We start from the raw sequence: 19146 nt of genomic DNA, 5'->3' as shown, positions 1-19146 counted from the left end.
TAAATGATATTTAAAGTATATAAAAATTACTTCTTACGCATAAATACAGAGATAGGAACTCCTTCAAAATTAAAGTTCTCTCTTAATTTATTTTCTAAGAAACGTTTATAAGGATCACGCACATATTGTGGTAAATTACAGAAAAACGCAAATTGCGGATAAGGTGTTGGTAATTGTGTACAAAATTTAATTTTTACATATTTACCTTTATACGCTGGTGGCGGATTATTCTCTATAATAGGTAACATTACGTCATTAAACTTACGTGTTTGTACTTTTCTAGCTCTGTTATTGTAAACTTCAACAGCAGTTTCTATGGCTTTAAAAATACGTTGTTTAGTAAGTACCGATACAAAAATAATTGGCACATCTGTAAAAGGTTCTATAGCTTGTTTAATACGAGTAGTATAATTTTTAATAGTATTGGTTTCTTTATCCTCTACCAAATCCCACTTGTTTACTAATATAACTACACCTTTATTATTACGTTGTGCTAACCAGAAAATGTTTTCTACCTGCCCATCAAAACCACGAGTAGCATCTAACATTAAAATACAAACATCTGCGTGTTCTATTGCTCTAACAGAACGCATTACAGAGTAAAATTCTAAATCTTCTTTTACCTTAGCTTTTCTACGTATACCTGCAGTATCTACCAAGTTAAACTCAAATCCAAATCTATTGTATTTGGTATCTATACTATCTCTAGTAGTACCTGCAACATCTGTTACAATATATCTTTCTTCGCCAATTAAAGCATTTATAAATGAAGATTTACCAGCATTTGGTCTACCAACTACAGCAAACCTAGGCAAATCATCATGTTCCATTTCTTTCTCTGGAAGCACTTTAACAACAGCATCTAATAAATCTCCTGTACCACTACCATTTATACTGGCAATAGTAAAGTACTCTCCTAAACCTAGTGAATAAAACTCTACAGCATCTTCTGCTCTTTTAGCATTATCTACTTTATTTATTACTAAGAAAATTGGTTTGTCTACTCTACGTAACAACTTAGCAACATCTTCATCCATACCAGTTACACCAGACTCTACGTCTACCATAAAGATAATTGCATCTGCTTCGTCTATAGCAAGTTCTACCTGCTTATCTATCTCTGCTTCAAAAACATCATCGCTCCCTAATACGTAGCCTCCAGTATCTATTAAAGAGAACTCAACACCATTCCAATCACTTTTTCCGTAGTGACGATCTCTTGTAACACCACTAACGGCGTCTACAATAGCTTCTCTACGTTGAATTAATCTATTAAAAAAAGTAGACTTCCCTACATTTGGTCTTCCTACTATGGCAACAATAGCACTCATTCTTTTATTTTTTTGCAAAAGTACTATTAATATCTGAAGAAAAACAGTATCTTTTTGTTTACTATCTATTTACATAATGAAAACATTACCTAACGATATAGTTTTAAGGCCTAGGTTTCAGATAAAATTAGACCAACCAAGCAATATAATTCTTGACCAATTTGAAAAAGCCAACAGCAGTTCTATCACCTGCAAACGACTAGACGACCATATATTCTTGAAAATTAAACCAAAAGATGTTCATTTTTGGTCTCCTCAACTTCATTTAGAACTAGATACTATAGATTCTAATTCTTGTAAATTATACGGTGTCTTTGGTCCCAACCCATCACTTTGGACCTTTTTTATGTTTATCCATTTTGCAATAGCAATAACATTTATTGTTTTTGCTATTTGGGGATATACAAACTGGTCTTTACACAGGCCTTATTTTTTACAACTTTCTTTTATGCTTTTTATGACACTAATATGGGCGTCTTTATATGCTTTTGGAAGAATTGGAAAACAAAAAGGCAAACCACAAATGAATGATCTTTATTTGTTTATGAAACAAACCATTAATGAGTGTTCTGCGTAAAAAAGAGACTTACCACATTTGCTCGTTAAACAACTGCAATCATTTTACTTAATTGCAAAGGTACTAGTAACTTACAGTAAACTAACACAATAAAACAAAAAATCCTTAAAATCTACTTTAAATAGAAATTAAGGATTATATACTATGTTTAAAATTTATTTAATCTCGTAAATAGAAACAGTATTAGAGACTTCATTAGTAATAATAACTAAGTTTTCTCCTGTAGGACTATCTTCTGCAGATACAGTTAATAATCCTTCTGGTGCAACATCTTGCGCACTAAAAATCCAATGTATGTACTCTGGTGCAGCAGGATTACTAATATCGTAAACCAACACACCACCTGTGCGTTCTAAGCCAACGAACAACAACGTAGACTCTCCTATTTTTAAAGTTGCTACGGACTCTGGCTCTGCTCCTTTATCATCACTTCTACCATCTGCTTCTCCTTCATCTGCATTAAAATAAGCCGGATTAACTTCTAGTGTTTTTCTTCCTATGGCGTCACCACTATCAAAAACTAAAGAGCCGTCTGTATTCCAAATTGTAAAAGATCTTGCTCCGTATGAATACAGCTCCTCAAAATCACCATCATTATCTATATCGCCATTTGCTGTAGTAATTTTAAGTCGTCCTAAATTTTCATTTAATTGAAGGTCTGCAGCATTAGGAAAAATTGCAGGATCTAATGTTACATCTTTAACACGTTCTTCTTCAGAATAGCCATCATAATCTCTAGAGTCGCCCTCGTTTGCAGAAATAATATAACCTGTTCCATTTATAGATGCATACGTTATAGCATCTGGCATATAAAAACCTTTTACTGGCCAGTTTTTAAAATTACCAACAATATCATCTTTATTACTAGCATCTAACATATTATCTGTTAGCATATGGTCTTTAACACCTAAACCAAAAACCTGAGTAATACTTTTAGAGTTTAAGTTAACTACAGCCATACCGTTGTTCTCTTGTAAAGAAACATAAGCAAACCTGCTATCTTTAGAAACTGCTACATACTCTGGTTCTATATCTTGTGCAACAGTTGCACCAGGACCAAATACTCTAAAATTATTGTCTATATCCTGACCATTAAAACCTGCAAAGCTTAACTGTACAACTTCTTTTTTTGTTAAATCTATTACAGTTATAGAACCCTCTGGATCTATAGTGTAATCATCATTTGGTTCACCTTCATTAGCAGAAATAATGTATTTACCATCTGGACTAAAAGTTACCATATCTGGCAAAGCACCAGCAGCATAAGATTGCTCTAAAACTTGTGTATCTGTATTATAGGTTAAAATTTGTCCGTTTGCTTGTTTATTTGCGTTTTCTACAGCAACAGCCAACAAGCCGTTATAAGTAGCTACACTATTAGGTGTGCCATTTAAAGTAATAGAAGTTAATTTTAATGGTGATTCTGGTGAAGATAAATCCCAAACCGAAACTTCGTTATCATTAGGGTTTACCACAAATAGCTTTTTAGAAGCCTTGTCATAAGTACTAATTTCTGCAAAGCCTTCATCTCCGATACCGTTAGTAAAACGGCCAATTCTGTTAAAGGTTAAAGCAGATGTGTCTATTGGAGTTTCACCACCACTGTTGTCGTCTTTATCACAAGAAACAAATAGCGCAACAAATAATGCTGCACTTAATACATATTTTTTCATTTTCAGGTTGATTATATAGTTCTCCCAAAAATGATGATGTAATATAACTTTATTGTAAACTTAAAAACAAAGAAAGGTTAGCTTTTAGCCTTTATTGTAACCAAAGCGTTTTAACTGGTTGGCATTACTACGCCAGTTTTTATTTACTTTAACGTAAAGCTCTAAATGTACTTGCTTGTCAAAAAACTTTTCTAAGTCTTTACGTGCCTCTACACCTACTCTTTTTAAAGCAGAACCTTTATGACCAATAATAATACCTTTTTGCGAGTCTCTTTCTACCATAATTACGGCACGCATTCTAATAATTTCCTCGTCTTCAAAAAATTCTTCGGTATCTATTTCTACTGCGTAAGGAACTTCTTTTTTATAAAACTGAAGTATTTTTTCTCTAATAGTCTCGTTTACAAAAAAACGTTCTGGCTTATCTGTTAACTGGTCTTTAGGGTAATATGGATGAGATGCTGGAAGCAACTCTATAATTCTAAGAAAAACTTCTTTTACATTAAAGTTCATTAATGCAGAGATTGGGTGTATTTCTGCGGTTGGCAATTGCTCTTGCCAGTATTGTACTTGCTCCTCTAATTTTTCTTGTTCAGAGGCATCAATCTTATTTAATAATAATAGTACCGGAATTTTTGTATTCTTTAACTTATTAAAGAATGCTTCATCTTTTAATGCTCTTTCTCCTATTTCTACCATATAGATAAGGATATCAGCATCTTCAAAAGCAGTCTTAACAAAATCCATCATAGAACTTTGTAGTTCGTATGCTGGTTTTATAATACCTGGTGTATCAGAAAGTATTACCTGAAAATCATCACCATTAACAATACCCAAAATACGGTGTCTTGTAGTTTGTGCTTTAGAGGTAATTATAGATAATTTTTCGCCCACAAAGGCATTCATTAAAGTAGATTTACCCACATTTGGGTTTCCTATAATATTTACAAATCCGGCTTTATGAGTCATTTTACTATTTTATCATTTAAAATGCAAAGGTACACTATTGTATGTCTTTACTATAATGCAAACCCTAAAATTAAGTATAATATAATTGTAATAACACCACCAATTAGCGCATATGGCAACTGTGTATTTACGTGATCTATATGGTCACTAGCAGAAGACATTGACGATATTATTGAGGTGTCTGATATAGGCGAACAATGATCGCCAAAAATACCACCACCCAAAGTTGCTGCAATTACAAGCGTTATTGGCGCTTGGTGCACTTCTGCCATTGGTATTGCTATAGCCATCATAATTGCAAATGTTCCCCAAGATGTACCTGTAGAAAATGCTATAAAAGAACTAATTATAAATATTATGGCTGGTAAAAATTCTGGTGACAACCAATCTTTAGACCATTCTGCTACAAATTTACCTGTACCCAACTCATTACAAGCATCACCAATTGCAAATGCCAACAACATTAACAGTGCAAGTGGCATAAGCTCACTAATTCCTTTTAAAACCAAATCTATCATTTCTTTGGTTTTCATTATTTTTTGAGACCTGTACAACACCATTGCCACCAAAATAGCGGTTAATACAGCGTATAATACAGAAGAAGACCCAGAACCTTGACCAATTGCTTTAAATATATGGTCTGATGTTGATACAGCATCTGTAACATTACCCCAACCTGTGTACACCAAGTTTATTGGCATCATAAACACCATTGTAGCCAAAGGAATAATCATATTATACGCCTTTGCTTTAATACCCTCTTTTGGAGCTAAAGAAGTAACCTCACTAGATAGCATAGGTTTAGAATTGTCGTTTAAAAGTTTACCTGTTTCTCGTGTTCTTTTTTCTGCTTTGGCCATAGGGCCAATATCTTTTTTAGACACAATTACAATTACCACTATTGCAATGGCTAAAATTGGATAAAAATTATACACTATAGATGAAAGCATTAATCCAAACGGATTTTCTAACCCTTGTGTAACCAACAAGCCCATAATAAAAGCTCCCCAAGCATTAAAAGGAATTAATATAGATGATGGTGCAGAGCTAGAATCTGCTATATAAGCTAGTTTTTCTCTTGGTATTTTTAGTTTATCAAAAACTGGTCTGTACAACGTACCAACCGTTAAAGAACTAATACTAGTTTCTACAAACAACAAAATACCCGTTAATAATGCTAATAACTGTACAATTACCCTACTGTAGCCTTTTTGTTTTTTCTCAAAAAAAGCAATTACTTTATTAAGCTGATTAATAAAACCTTCTACACCTTTGGAATACTGAATAAACAGTAGCAATGCACCAACTAAAGCACTAAACATTATGGTTCTTGTATTCCCTTCTGACTTAAATACGTTTACCATACCTTCTATAGCACTTAATGTACCTGTTAAAAAGTTCCAATCGTTTATAATTACCCAAGAAAACCAAATACCAAATAGCAATGCTATGTAAACTTGTTTGGTACGTAGCGCTAGTACAATTGCAATTATAGGAGGTAATATTGATAGCCAGCCGTAATTATCCATAAAAAATAGGTTTAGTAAAGGTTTTAAAAATCTTTACAAAATAGTAAGATTTTATAGAATAGCAGTTTTTTTAAGCAGTAAAAAACTGCTTAAAAAAATGGGGAATAAATATTTTTTAGAATTATTTTGATTTTAATTTGCCAGTTCTAAAAAAGGGCGTATATTTGCAGTCCGAAATATAACGGTCAGCAGTTATGATCTGAAAGTTAAAAGCTAAGTTGTTTATTTTGGAAACGCAAATCGCGGGATAGAGCAGTAGGTAGCTCGTCGGGCTCATAACCCGAAGGTCACTGGTTCGAGTCCAGTTCCCGCTACAAAGCTTCAAGCTAATAAATTAAACGGATTGTGTTCTCACAATCCGTTTTTTTATGTCTTCTATTTTCTTACTTTTACAAAAAGTACACGATAAAGTACACGATTTGCCAATGAAGCTAAAATATTCACAACCAAAAATCTACACAGGTGGTATTGATATTAATGCTTGGAGTTCCCTTTCAAAACAAGAAAAAAAACTAGCCTTAGAAAAAGACTGGTATGTATATTTTTCTTTTAGAAATCCTAAAACAAATAAGTTAGTTCGTCAACAAAACATCAAAGCAGGTGCAAATAGATATAAAGACAAAAAAACTAGATTGCACATTCTTAATATTCTAGCTAAGAGCTTAGTTATTTTATTAGAGGAAGGTTTTGACCCCTATAAAACTAATTTAACACTTAAGCAATATTTAGAATTAAAAGAAAAAGAGATCGAAACTGAAAAAACAATTGATCTACCTCCTACTACACCAACAACTAAAATAATTCCAACAACAGAAACTACAACTGTTGTTGCTAAAGACACTGTAAGCATAAAAGAAGCTTTTGAACTAGCTCTTCCATTGAAGCAAAGTGTTATGAAAGAAAACTCTTTTAGTAAGTTTAAGAGTAAAATAGGACAATTTGAACGATGGCTTGTATCACAACAAATAACCCCTGATCAACCTATAAGTATTATTACCAAAAAGATTGTAATGCGATACTTAAATGATGTACTTATAAGAACAAGTGCACGTAACCGAAATAATACACATACAGATTTACGTTCATTTTTTCAGGTATTTGAAGAAAATGAGCTAATTCCAGATAATTTTCTTCAAAAAATATCAAAATTAAACTCTAAACCAGAACGCAACAAAACATACACTCCAAGTCAACAAGAAGAAATTTTTGAGTATCTAAAAGAAAATGACAAAACATTATTGTTGTTTATTCAATTTGTTTCTTATAATTTTTTACGACCTATAGAGGTATGCCGATTACGAATAGGAGATATTGATGTAAAAGATAAAAAATTGTACGTTAGAGCTAAAAATCAGCCTGTAAAAATTAAAATCATTCCAAACATCTTATTAAAAGAACTTCCTGATTTAAGTATTTATAAAAAAGATGATTTTTTATTTACAAGTACTTCTGTTGGTGGTGTATGGGATTCAAAAGAAGACAACAAAAGAAATCATTACTCTAAAAAGTTTAAAAAAGTTAAGGATCATTTTGGTCTTGGTACAGATTATGGTTTATACAGTTTTAGACATACCTTCATCACTACATTATATAGGGAAATGGCCAAAGTTCCAAATGCTACACCATCTATGATAAAAAGTAAAATGCAATTAATAACAGGACATTCAACTATGCAAGCATTAGAATTGTATCTTCGAGATATTGATGCTGCACTTCCTGAAGACTATTCTAATTATTTTCAATAGATGGATAATTTCGAACTATATACATACACTTATGAAAAAACCTATCGTATAGCGGAACGATTTTTACGATTTGCTTTTATCGATAACAAAAACAAGAATAGACCATTTGCAACAATAAAAAACCAAATAACTAAATGGTTGTATGTATATACTCAAGAAAACTATACTAATATACTTGACACAAAATATACTGAGCCTTTTGAGCTTTTTAGTAAAAAGGCTCAGTATTATGAAATGGAAACTGAATTGGAAGAAATTAAATGTATTTTAGAAAATGAAATACAAGAATATTTTGCAACAACAAACAACAACATAAAGGACTTTATCTTTTCCGTTGCAATACATAAAGCACTACAGGAAATCTACAATATATTTAGCACAACTAGTCCCTTTTTCAAACTCGTATACAATCAAAAAAAATACAAATACATTCAATTTAAAAAACTAAAAAACACTAGTTACCAAACGTTGACTATCTATGAAAAAATGATGGATATTGAATACCCTTATCGTATAATAGAAAGAGAGATTCAAAACCCAAAAGCAGAAATAACAACAACTAAAATTGATAAAATCAAAAACAATCTTACACATAAGAAGAAACAATTATTTGACTTTACCGAGGATGACGGGATTGCCTATTTAATTACCAATTATTTTAATAAGACTAGAAAGTCATAATACGTAGTGCTTACTATTAACGAAACTCTTTTTTTCTAATAACACTTTTAACAACAACCAAAAAAGTGTTGTTGCAACGGCATATACAGCTCCCCAACTAGATACATTAGGAAAATTACATTAAGCAACACTAATATAATTTGTTGTTGCTAATCCAGATAATTAAAAAAAGATCAACAAGGAGAATACATCTTTTTTTAATACACTACTCTAATTCCGTAACACATAATTAATTCCGTTTACTACAATTTACTAAAAATTACCATTGTTAATAACAACAATGTTAAAAATGAGTTTTGATTTGCTTTAATGTGTAGTTTTGGAAAATATCCAGTTTTACAATTGGATTATATCCAATATATGAAGCCAGAATCAATATTACATTTAGATTTAGATACTTTTTTTGTGTCTTGCGAACGCTTAATTGACTCAACGTTAGTAAAGCGACCTCTTTTAGTTGGAGGCACGGGAGACAGAGGTGTTGTTGCTGCCTGTAGTTATGAGACTAGAAGGTTTGGAGTACACTCTGGTATGGCTATGAAATTAGCAAAACAGCTTTGCCCAGAAGCTACAGTAATTAGAGGAGATTCTAGTATTTACACAAAGCACTCGCAAACTGTTACCCAAATTATAAAAGAACGTGTACCCTTGTTTGAAAAAGCTAGTATAGATGAGTTCTATGCAGATTTAACAGGTATGGATAAGTTTTTTGGTACGTATAAATTTGCCACAGAATTACGCAATACTATAATTAAAGAAACAGGTTTGCCCATATCTTTTGGTTTATCATCAAATAAAATTGTTTCTAAAGTTGCTACTGGTGAGGCTAAACCCAATAATCAAATGCGAGTAGACAATGGTTTAGAAAAGCAATTTTTAGCACCGTTATCAATTCAGAAAATACCTTCTGTAGGTACAAAAACCTACCAAACACTGCGTAATTTAGGGATTACAACAGTGCAAATAGTACAAGAAATGCCTGTAGAAATGTTGGTTAGTGCTTTAGGTGTAAAAGGTGAAGTGATATGGAAACGAGCTAACGGAATAGATAGACCTCCTTTAATTCCGTTTCACGAGCGTAAATCTATCTCTACAGAGCGCACATTTTCTAAAGACACAACAAATATGGTTCAGTTACGAACCACATTAACCGCAATGGCAGAAAATTTAGCTTATCAATTACGTAGAGCTGATAAATTAACTGCTTGCATTTCTGTTCGACTTCGGTATTCGGATTATCAAACCTATTCAAAACAAATAAAAATACCTTATACGAGTGCAGATCATATTTTAATACCTAAGATATTAGAGTTATTTGAGCGTTTATATGATAGACGTTTGTTAATACGCTTGGTTGGCGTAAAATATACAGACATAGTAACTGGCAATTATCAAATAAACCTATTTGATGACACTGAAGAAATGCTAAATCTATATGATGCTATGGATCATATACGTCAAAAGTATGGAGAAAAAAGTATTATGAGAGCAACATCTATGGGCGCAAAAACTATAGGTCGTTTTCATAATCCATTTAGTGGAGAACCACCAATTGTTTTAGCTCATAGAAAACAATAATGTATTTAAATTGTCACACATATTATTCTTTGCGTTTTGGTACATTTTCAGAAATAGACCTTTTGGAAATGGCTAAAGGTTTTGGCGTGTCTTGTTTGGCGCTAACAGATATCAATAATACATCTGCTTGTTTAAACTTTATTCGTAAATCTAAGGAATATGGAATAAAACCAATTGTTGGTATTGATTTTAGAAACGGAGCAGAACAATTGTATGTAGGCTTAGCTATAAATAATGAAGGATTTAAAGAATTAAATGATTTTTTATCACTGTACTCTCATAAATCACAACCTTTACCTAAAGAAGCACCAGAGCTAGCAAATGCATTTTTTATTTATCCTTTTGAAAAGGTTTTACAATTAGAGAAAATAGAATTTAGACCTAATGAATACATAGGCATTTCTATAGAAAACTTAAAACGATTGCCATTTTCTAAATATAAAATGTATGAAGAGAAATTGGTAGTTCAACAACCTGTAACGTTTAGAAATAAAAGAGATTTTAATGCGCACCGCTTGTTAAGAGCAATAGCAAACAACACCTTACTAAGTAAACTTCAAAAAACAGAAGAAGGTAGTCCGTCAGAAAAAATGTTACCTATAAATGAGTTGCTAAAAACCTATGGTGATTTCCCATTTATTATAGAAAATACTAAAAAGCTGTTGTCTACTTGTTCTATAAGTTTTGGTTTTGGAGAAAATAGAGTCTCACAGAATCAACAAGTATTTGGAGAGTCCAAAGAAGCTGATTTTGAATATCTAAATGAGCTTTGTAGTATTGGATTACCAAAACGATATTCTACTATAACTAATGCCGTTACAAAACGTTTAGAGGTGGAGCTTAAAACAATTAAAGAAATGGATTTTGTTTCCTATTTCTTAATTAATCACGAAATAGTAAGCTATGCCAATTCTAAGGGTTATTTACACGTTGGTCGTGGTAGTGGTGCAAATAGTATTGTTGCTTATATAATAGGAATTACAGATGTAGATCCTATAGAGTTAGATTTATATTTTGAGCGCTTCATCAATCCTTACCGTGCTTCGCCTCCAGATTTTGATATTGATTTTAGTTGGAAAGACAGAGATGACGTAACTACGTATATTTTTAATCGATTTAAAAATACAGCGTTATTAGCAACCTATAATACTTTTAAATACAGGGCTGTTGTTAGGGAATTAGGTAAAGTATTTGGTTTACCTAAAGAAGAAATAGACAAACTATGCAAAGGTCATTTTTCTATGAATGACATAGATGAAATGGGAAAACTGGTTTTAAAATACAGTGCACTTATTAGAGGTTTTCCAAATTACATTAGTGTACATTCTGCTGGTATATTAATACTAGAAAAACCAATACATTATTATTCTGCAACAGACCTACCACCTAAAGGTTTCCCTACAGTACAGTTTGATATGAATATAGCTGAAGATGTAGGTGTTTTTAAGTTTGATATTTTAGGACAACGAGGTTTGGCTAAAATTAAAGATGCCTTAGATATTATTAAAGAAAATAAACCAGAAGTAGGCGACATAGATATTACTCAGGTTGAAAAATTTAAAGTAGATAAAAACATCAACAAACTTTTAAGTCAAGGTAAAGCAACTGGTGCTTATTATGTAGAATCTCCTGCTATGCGTGGTTTAATGAGTAAACTTAGGGTTAATGATTATTTAGGCTTGGTTGCTGCAAGTTCTGTAATAAGACCAGGAGTATCTAGTTCTGGTATGAAAAATGAATATATTAGAAGACACCGAGATCCTAAAAGACGTAAACAAGCGAATCCTATTCTAGCCGAAATAATGCCTGAAACCTATGGTATTATGGTGTATCAAGAAGATGTTTTAAAAGTTGCAAATCAGTTTGCTGATTTAGACTTAGGCGAAGCTGATGTGTTGCGTAGAGGAATGAGCGGTAAGTTTAAATCTAGAGAAGAGTTTACACGGGTAGAAAACAAGTTTAAGTCAAACTGTAAAGCAAAAGGCTACACAGACCAATTAACTACAAAGGTTTGGGAACAAATAGCAAGTTTTGCTGGCTATGCTTTTGCAAAGGGTCATTCTGCATCCTATGCTGTAGAAAGTTACCAGAGTATGTATTTAAAGTGTTACTACCCATTAGAGTTTATGGTAGCTGTATTAAATAACGGAGGTGGTTTTTATACAGCAGAACATTACATACACGAAGCTCGTATGTGTGGCGCTAGTATACACCCACCATGTATTAACAATAGCAACAACCATAATATAATTAAAGGCAAGGATATTTACTTGGGTTTTGGATATGTAAAGAATTTAGAAAAATTAGTAATACAACGTTTACTTACAGAACGACAATTGTATGGTAACTATAGTTCTTTAGATGATTTTATAGATCGTGTTGCCATAAGCATAGAGCAGTTGTCTATTTTAATAAGAATAGGCGCTTTTAGCTTTACCAAACTACAGAAAAACCAATTGCACTGGCAAGCAATTTTTAAATTAAATAAGTCTAAGAAAAGAAACACAAATCCTAGTTTATTTAAACCTAAACACAGAAATTTTGAGTTACCAGTATTAGAGCATTCTTGGTTAGAAGATGCGTATGACCAAATGGAGCTTTTGGGGTTTCCGTTGTACAGTTATTTTGATATGATAGCAGAACAACTACTTAGCAACACAAAAGCAACAGAAATGAAAAATTATGTGCATAAAGAAGTTTTGTTGTATGGCATTTTGGTAAACACACGTTTTAATACTACTAAGCACAACAAACATATGCGCTTTAGTACATTTATAGACCAAGAAGGTACTTATTTTGATGTTGTACACTTTACAAAAGTAGTAGATAAATATCCTATAACAGGTATTGGTGTGTATGCGTGTTACGGTAAAGTAACTGAAGAATTTGGGCACTATAGTATAGCTGCTATTTGGACACGAAAAATTGCACAGCAAGGAGATCCAAGAGCATCAGACAAACCAACTTTTAAAAGTCTAAAAGAAAAGGGTATTCATAACTAATTCTATACCATTTATAAGTAATTCTTATCCAATTACACATTTCCGTAATTGAACACAAAAAAATAGTTTTACATTGTTTAAAAATTAAAAAATAAACTGCAATATGGTTGTAAGTAATGCGAAAATCGTGCTAAAATTGAACATTTAAACTAAAAAAGCCAACGCACAACCGAACTGATAAAAAGAGAATGAATGGCATACCATAATAATGAAGATATTTTCGATGACGAACCTATAGAACTAATAATACGATTCGAGAATAAAGCAATAACTACTCTTGACAAACAAAATAAAGGAAGTTTTGAAGAATTAAAAAGGTGGATTGAAAACAAATCAATAAAATGCTTCTTTCAAAAGAAAAATGAGGACGAGCATAAAGTAGTTTTTCAAGTTGAAAATAAGCAAATAGAGTTTATATTAAAATGGCAAGAACAAACTTTCGACTACAAAACATTAATAAATCAAAAATCGAAAAATGTAATATCTGAAATTCAACAACTCAATTCAGATGAATATACTATTACTGAAAATTGTATAGTAAAACTTATTGACTTCAAAAAGCCTTATCGCTCTCAAAGAGAATTAGAAGATTTATATAACAAAATATGCAAACTTGAAATTTCGCCAAAATCAGAAATTGAAAATCAGCAAGAAATTTGGGATAAATGGATTGAAGCACAAAAACTCATTCTTAATAAAAATTCTCAACCATTAGAAATAGTCAAATACGACCAACCGATAAATATTCACGAATCACTCTATCAATTTCGAGTTAAGTTAAAGCAAGAAGAAAATCCAGAATTTAAGAATATTGAAAAGATTATTTCAGAAGAACCTTTCAATTTAAAGGAACGAATAAATCCTGATGGAAGTCTGTTTTTGAGGTTTAAAGATATTAACGATGTATTAGATAGAGTTATACAAAAAGATTTTACAACCATACTCGAAAGGAATAAACAAATTGCTTGTGTTCTTAAAATCACACCTTTTTCTATATCAAATAAAATTAGTAAAACATTTAACAATCGTTTTATAGTTTCAAATAATAGCGATACAATTAATGTTTACATAAATAATTTATCTCAAAAGCAAGAGGTTGTAGATAAAATGTTTTTAGAGCAATTTTACTTCAAGAGTTACGGAGCAGAATTCGAAATTGATTGGCATTGCAATATAAAATTAGATAAGAACTTAAATATTAGCGACCATTTATTGAGACGATTAAGGCACAATGTTTTCTCAAGAAAACATAATGAATTTGATAGTCTAAAAAAAATGTACCAAGAATTAATCACCATTTTTGGAAAAGATAAAGTTAAGTCAAAAGTGTATTTACAATTCGACCAATCTAGAGTTAACGAACCAATAAAGTTTGAAAACTCATCATTTAAAAACACTTTTTGGACTGAAATAAAACGAGAATTTTATTCATTCGATTTTGACACAAATGTTAGTGAATCACAACAAACTCTTGCTTTTGAATTTGTCGATTATTCAGATTTAAAATCAAAATACGAGAAAATAAAATCTTTAAATAGATTTAATATTATGCTCTCGCCATTAAATGACGATTTTAAATTCAAAGTAAAAATTGACATCATAGCTAAAAAATCTAAAAAAGAAGAGTTTTTGGATAAAACAAGACAGATAGCTCGTTCAGAATTCTACATTGATAGAGGTGATAAATTTGAATACAAAAAAAGACAGGTTGTAATTGGAAATTTAAATGGTAGAAATTCCGACTATAATTATTATGTTTTCAACTTACCTTATAAATGGTCAGGTGATAAACGTCAAACAGATAAATTTTTCAAGTTCATTGAAGAAGAACCTAAAATTAAATTTGTAACACCAAATTTAAGAGGAGACCAAGCAAAAATATCTTGGCTAAATGAAGCAATGAATAAAATTACTAATCCAAAAGAAGGATTAGACCTAAAACCTGTAAACGAAAAAATCAAAGATTTCATTTTTGATAGTTCAAAAGCAGAGGAAATATATAAAAACCTCTCAAAAGATGAGGAAGAATGGAATGAATTAAAAAGACACGAATTACTAATCTTAAACGATTCTCAAAGAAAAGCTGTTCTATCTGCTTTAAATTGTACAGATTTAGCATTACTTCAAGGTCCACCAGGAACTGGTAAAACAACTGTTATCGCAGAAATGATTTGGCAAATGGTAAGAGTTAACCAAGAACAAAAAATTCTTTTAACTTCTGAAACAAATCTTGCTGTAGATAACGCATTAGAAAAATTACTAAATAAAAATCATACACTAGTAAAACCAATACGTTTTGGAAGAGCTAGTAAGTTTGAGGAAGAAGGAAAAAAGTATGCGTTTGAACGCATAATGAAATGGGTTGACGAAAAATTTGAAACTGATGATAATTATGAAAATGAAGTTTTAGAGGAAGATGATGTTGAAATAGTTGAAGAAGATTTTTACAATAATTCTGTACAATTATGGATGCGAAGAATTGCGAACAATTCTCAACAATCTAATCCAAAATATAGTGACATTATGAAAGATTGGGCTTTTGAAATGGCTCAACCTGATAAAGAAATGAAAACCTTATTTAAAGATAAATACTTTAAATATGCAAATGTTGTTGGTAGCACAAGTAGTTCAGCAGGAAGTCCAAATTTCGGTGCTGATTATCAACGAATTTTCAACGATTATGAAGGCGAATTAGAAATTGGTCAATTATATAAACGAGCTAAAAATCTAATTAAAAAACATATAGGTTTTAACGGTTGGTATAAAGGAACAAATTTATTAGAGGTAATTAAACCTATTGAATTTGATACAGTAATAACTGATGAGGCAAGTAAAGCGACACCACCTGAATTATTATTGCCAATGTGTTTTGGACGCAAAAACATTATAATTGGCGACCATAGACAATTACCACCAATGCTTCACGATAAAACCTTTAAAGAAACATTAGAATCACTTGAAACAACAGAAGCAAAAGAATTGGCATCTGAAATTAACAAGGACTTTGTTGAAACCTCTCAGTTTGAAAGATTAATAATGCACCCTAAAGTTTCAACAACCATTAAATCTACATTTAATGAACAATATAGAATGCATCCAAAAATTAACAATGTAATTAAACAATTTTACTTGGATGAAGGTGGTTTAGAACCAGGAAAACCGATAAAGGAAAACGCAAATGACCCAAATCTAAATAATCCATTTTCTAGACATCACGGATTTTTACTTAATAAATTTATAAATCCAGATATTCATACTATTTGGGTTAATGTGGATGAGCCAGAAGAATTAAGTGGAACATCAAGAATAAATAATTATGAAATTGAAGCTGTTGAGCTAGTCATAAAACTTCTGAAAAAATCAAATGGATTTGAAGAGTATATGAAATATTGGGAAAACAGTAATGACCAAAATAAAATTCAAGAAGAAAAAGAAATTGGTTTAATTAGTTTTTACGGACATCAAGTATCTAAACTAAAGGAAGTTGCCTTAAAAGCAAGAAACAAATATGATATACCAGTTCGATTAAATACTGTCGATAAATTTCAAGGAATGGAAAGAAATATCATTATTGTTTCAACAGTAAGAAGTGATAAAAAAATTGAAAACGGAGTAACATTAACAAACAAAGATATTGGTTTTGCTAAATCACCAAAGCGATTAAATGTAGCACTGTCAAGAGCCAAACGATTATTAATAGTCGTTGGTAATAAAAACATGTTTTACAGATTTAAAGATAAAAATGGAAACCAAATTTATAAAAATGTAATTGACACTATAAACGATGAAGGGATTGTTGTTGATTTCAAAAACTTAAAAAAAGAATTTGGTAATGATGACTAATATAGACTACAACATATTTAAAGCAATAGAACAAGATAAAAAACTAACAGAAATATATCTTGGCTATAAACCTTTTGACTGGTTTTTTACAAAAGCAAAGTATTCTGCAACTTGTACAGAAGCAGTTGAATTTACATTATTCGACAAGACTATTTGTGGTTTACTAAATATTGAAAGCTCGTTAAGTTTTGAAGAAATAGGCGAAATTTTAGGATTTAATGTAACTGACAATCCCTCTCAAAGAAAATATAAAGACTTTGCCGAATATGAAATCTTGAAAGATGCTTTACAAAGTTTAGAAGAATTTGAGATGATAACGACTGGAGATAGTTCTTATTCTTATTGCCAATTGACTGATATTGGTAAAGAATACTTTCAAAAAGGAAAAAAATTTAAAGTCCATACAAATAAGCGGTTTGAGTTATATTTTGACAACACAAATAATCACCATTCAATAGCAAAAGATAATTTTGAGTTTTTGAACAGTGTTAATACTGAAGAAAATTCAATTAATTCTAGGATTAATTATGAAGATGAACAACTATTAAAATCTTTTTCAGAAAATCAAATCCCTGAAATTTATAATGTTGCAAAAATGAATTCTTTTAAGGATTCTGTTCTAATCGAAAAAGAACATAAATCTGCTACTTTATATGCAGTCTTTTTAGTTGATGTAATTTCTGGAAAATATAGAACTCTTGTTTATGAAGAATATTCAAAAACAACTAATGATTACTTTTCTTCATATTTAAATGAAAACAAAGTAAACGCAGACAATTTGTTTTTTCAAATTTTACGCAAGTATGGTATTTATCAAAATCCAACTTCTAGTGATTTTTCATATCGAAAAGAGCTACTTAAATCTCAAAAAGAAATTGAAAGGTTAATAACAGAGGATAAAAATATTTCTGAAAAAATCGCAAAAAACGTCAATCAACTAGAATTTATTGAACCATTTATGTTTATTGATAAATTAGATACAATTATCAAAAATTCAGAAAATGAAGTTTGGCTAATGTTTAATAAGGTGTCAGGTTTACTAATTGAAACATTATCTAAAATTATTATCGACATAAAAGATAAATATCTTTTCATTTATCTTCCTGTTAGTGTTGATTTAGAAACTGAATTAGAAGAGTTTAAAAGTAAAGTTTCAGAAACTTTAAATTCATATTTAATAATTGGCAACATAGATGAATTTAATGTAATAACTGAAAACTCAAACAAAACATTTATATATAAAAAAGAAATTTTTCCTTTAGAAATAAGTAGTAAATCAATAAAATATCAATTCGTTAAAAAACATACCAATGTAGAAATCAAAGAGCACATTGATTCTTTTAGGCGAGATTTTGCTGATGAATATGTGAAAAATATTAATAATAAAATCGATTCTCTAATTGCTGAAAAAATTAATAATGACGATTTATCTAATTATAGCATAAAGGAAATTGAGGATATTGATTTTAAAATAAGACCTTTTTATAATTCAACTGAACACGATTTAATTTTAAGTGAAATTAGAGAAAATAAGATAGCATTGCTAAAGGCTGTAAAAAATGCAAAAAATGAGAAAATAAAATCTTTTATAAATTCAATGTTAGCAGAACTTAAAATCTTAGAGTTGTCTGATGAAAGAAAATTTAAAACTTTAAAATCAAAAATAAATAAAGAAAAAGAAAAATTTGAAGAGCAAGAATCTAGTTTATTCTTAGAATTGGAAAAGAAGTTTTTACTTAAAGAGAAAGAGTTTGAACTGATAAAAAAGAGAAAATCAATAATTATTGACACAAATATTCTAATTGAAGAACCTAAAATTATAGATGTAATAGGTCCACTTCAAAATATTGTCTTTTCTAAAAAAGTTATTGACGAACTTGATAATAAAAAGAGAGATTATAAAATTAAAGATAAAGCTCAACAAGCAATTAAGGAAATACTTAAACATCAAAAGGATAAAAATATATATTTCGAAGAGAGTAATATCTCAAACCTATCTAATGATTATGACGAAAATTCACCAGACAATAAAATTTTGTCTGTTTCGCTTAAGTACAAGAGAAAAAATCCGATAATTTTAACAAAGGATAAAGGATTAATGCTAAAGGCAGAAATTGAAGGAATACCAGCAAAAAACATTGACGAATTGTCGAGGTTATTGTCCTTGAGTATAAAAAGTTTCTCAAAAAGAAAGTTAAACAATAGAAAAAAACGATAA

At 30.5% G+C, this 19146-nt stretch carries 11 protein-coding genes and 1 tRNA gene; 8 read left to right on the top strand and 4 right to left on the bottom strand.

Annotation, left to right across the window (positions count from 1 at the left end):
• Positions 1-26: 26 nt before the first annotated feature.
• Positions 27-1331 carry a ribosome biogenesis GTPase Der gene (gene der / locus BT107_RS15155; RefSeq protein WP_072304678.1) on the bottom strand — a complete coding sequence of 435 codons (1305 nt, stop codon included), beginning with the start codon at positions 1329-1331 and terminating at the stop codon, positions 27-29.
• Positions 1332-1407: 76 nt separating this feature from the next.
• Between der and BT107_RS15150 the strand changes: the two genes are divergently transcribed.
• Positions 1408-1908 carry a GTP-binding protein gene (locus BT107_RS15150; RefSeq protein ID WP_072304677.1) on the top strand — a complete coding sequence of 167 codons (501 nt, stop codon included), beginning with the start codon at positions 1408-1410 and terminating at the stop codon, positions 1906-1908.
• A gap of 155 nt (positions 1909-2063) precedes the next feature.
• Here BT107_RS15150 and BT107_RS15145 read toward each other — a convergent pair whose 3' ends face one another.
• The 3 genes from BT107_RS15145 to BT107_RS15135 form a co-directional block, all read right to left on the bottom strand.
• On the bottom strand, positions 2064-3581 hold the full coding sequence (locus BT107_RS15145) for a choice-of-anchor I family protein (protein WP_072304676.1): 1518 nt from the start codon (positions 3579-3581) through the stop codon (positions 2064-2066).
• An 84-nt stretch (positions 3582-3665) separates the two neighbouring features.
• Positions 3666-4550, bottom strand: coding sequence for a GTPase Era (gene era / locus BT107_RS15140; RefSeq protein ID WP_072304675.1), 885 nt, complete (start codon positions 4548-4550; stop codon positions 3666-3668).
• 50 nt (positions 4551-4600) lie between these two features.
• A complete protein-coding gene (locus BT107_RS15135) occupies positions 4601-6079 on the bottom strand; it encodes a Na+/H+ antiporter NhaC family protein (RefSeq protein ID WP_072304674.1) in 1479 nt (492 codons plus the stop codon).
• Between the two features lie 241 nt (positions 6080-6320).
• On the opposite strand from BT107_RS15135, the gene BT107_RS15130 reads away from it, so the two are divergent.
• From BT107_RS15130 to BT107_RS15100, 7 genes are all read left to right on the top strand, one after another.
• Positions 6321-6393, top strand: a tRNA-Met gene (locus BT107_RS15130).
• A 54-nt stretch (positions 6394-6447) separates the two neighbouring features.
• Entirely contained in the window at positions 6448-7824 is a 1377-nt protein-coding gene (locus BT107_RS15125; protein WP_072304673.1) for a tyrosine-type recombinase/integrase, read from the top strand.
• Positions 7825-8505 (top strand): transcriptional regulator, encoded by a 681-nt coding sequence (locus BT107_RS15120; protein WP_072304672.1) that lies wholly within the window; start codon positions 7825-7827, stop codon positions 8503-8505. It begins immediately after the preceding gene.
• A 360-nt stretch (positions 8506-8865) separates the two neighbouring features.
• Positions 8866-10083, top strand: coding sequence for a DNA polymerase IV (gene dinB / locus BT107_RS15115; RefSeq protein ID WP_072304671.1), 1218 nt, complete (start codon positions 8866-8868; stop codon positions 10081-10083).
• Entirely contained in the window at positions 10083-13085 is a 3003-nt protein-coding gene (locus BT107_RS15110; RefSeq protein ID WP_072304670.1) for a DNA polymerase III subunit alpha, read from the top strand. Before dinB ends, BT107_RS15110 begins: the two co-directional genes overlap by 1 nt.
• A gap of 192 nt (positions 13086-13277) precedes the next feature.
• Positions 13278-16928 carry an AAA domain-containing protein gene (locus tag BT107_RS15105; protein ID WP_072304669.1) on the top strand — a complete coding sequence of 1217 codons (3651 nt, stop codon included), beginning with the start codon at positions 13278-13280 and terminating at the stop codon, positions 16926-16928.
• A complete protein-coding gene (locus BT107_RS15100) occupies positions 16918-19146 on the top strand; it encodes a PIN domain-containing protein (RefSeq protein ID WP_072304668.1) in 2229 nt (742 codons plus the stop codon). Before BT107_RS15105 ends, BT107_RS15100 begins: the two co-directional genes overlap by 11 nt.

Source organism: Cellulophaga fucicola, from assembly GCF_900119145.1.
GTDB lineage: Bacteria > Bacteroidota > Bacteroidia > Flavobacteriales > Flavobacteriaceae > Cellulophaga > Cellulophaga fucicola.
This window is presented reverse-complemented; position numbering and strand designations above follow the sequence as displayed.

Bases quoted from the DNA above. Each gene is read 5' to 3' on its own strand.
- BT107_RS15110 (WP_072304670.1), top strand. From the start codon at position 10,083: ATGTATTTAAATTGTCACACATATTATTCTTTGCGTTTTGGTACATTT.
- BT107_RS15145 (WP_072304676.1), bottom strand. From the start codon at position 3,581: ATGAAAAAATATGTATTAAGTGCAGCATTATTTGTTGCGCTATTTGTT.
- BT107_RS15105 (WP_072304669.1), top strand. From the start codon at position 13,278: ATGGCATACCATAATAATGAAGATATTTTCGATGACGAACCTATAGAA.
- BT107_RS15150 (WP_072304677.1), top strand. From the start codon at position 1,408: ATGAAAACATTACCTAACGATATAGTTTTAAGGCCTAGGTTTCAGATA.
- BT107_RS15100 (WP_072304668.1), top strand. From the start codon at position 16,918: ATGATGACTAATATAGACTACAACATATTTAAAGCAATAGAACAAGAT.
- era (WP_072304675.1), bottom strand. From the start codon at position 4,550: ATGACTCATAAAGCCGGATTTGTAAATATTATAGGAAACCCAAATGTG.
- BT107_RS15120 (WP_072304672.1), top strand. From the start codon at position 7,825: ATGGATAATTTCGAACTATATACATACACTTATGAAAAAACCTATCGT.
- BT107_RS15135 (WP_072304674.1), bottom strand. From the start codon at position 6,079: ATGGATAATTACGGCTGGCTATCAATATTACCTCCTATAATTGCAATT.
- der (WP_072304678.1), bottom strand. From the start codon at position 1,331: ATGAGTGCTATTGTTGCCATAGTAGGAAGACCAAATGTAGGGAAGTCT.
- dinB (WP_072304671.1), top strand. From the start codon at position 8,866: ATGAAGCCAGAATCAATATTACATTTAGATTTAGATACTTTTTTTGTG.
- BT107_RS15125 (WP_072304673.1), top strand. From the start codon at position 6,448: ATGTCTTCTATTTTCTTACTTTTACAAAAAGTACACGATAAAGTACAC.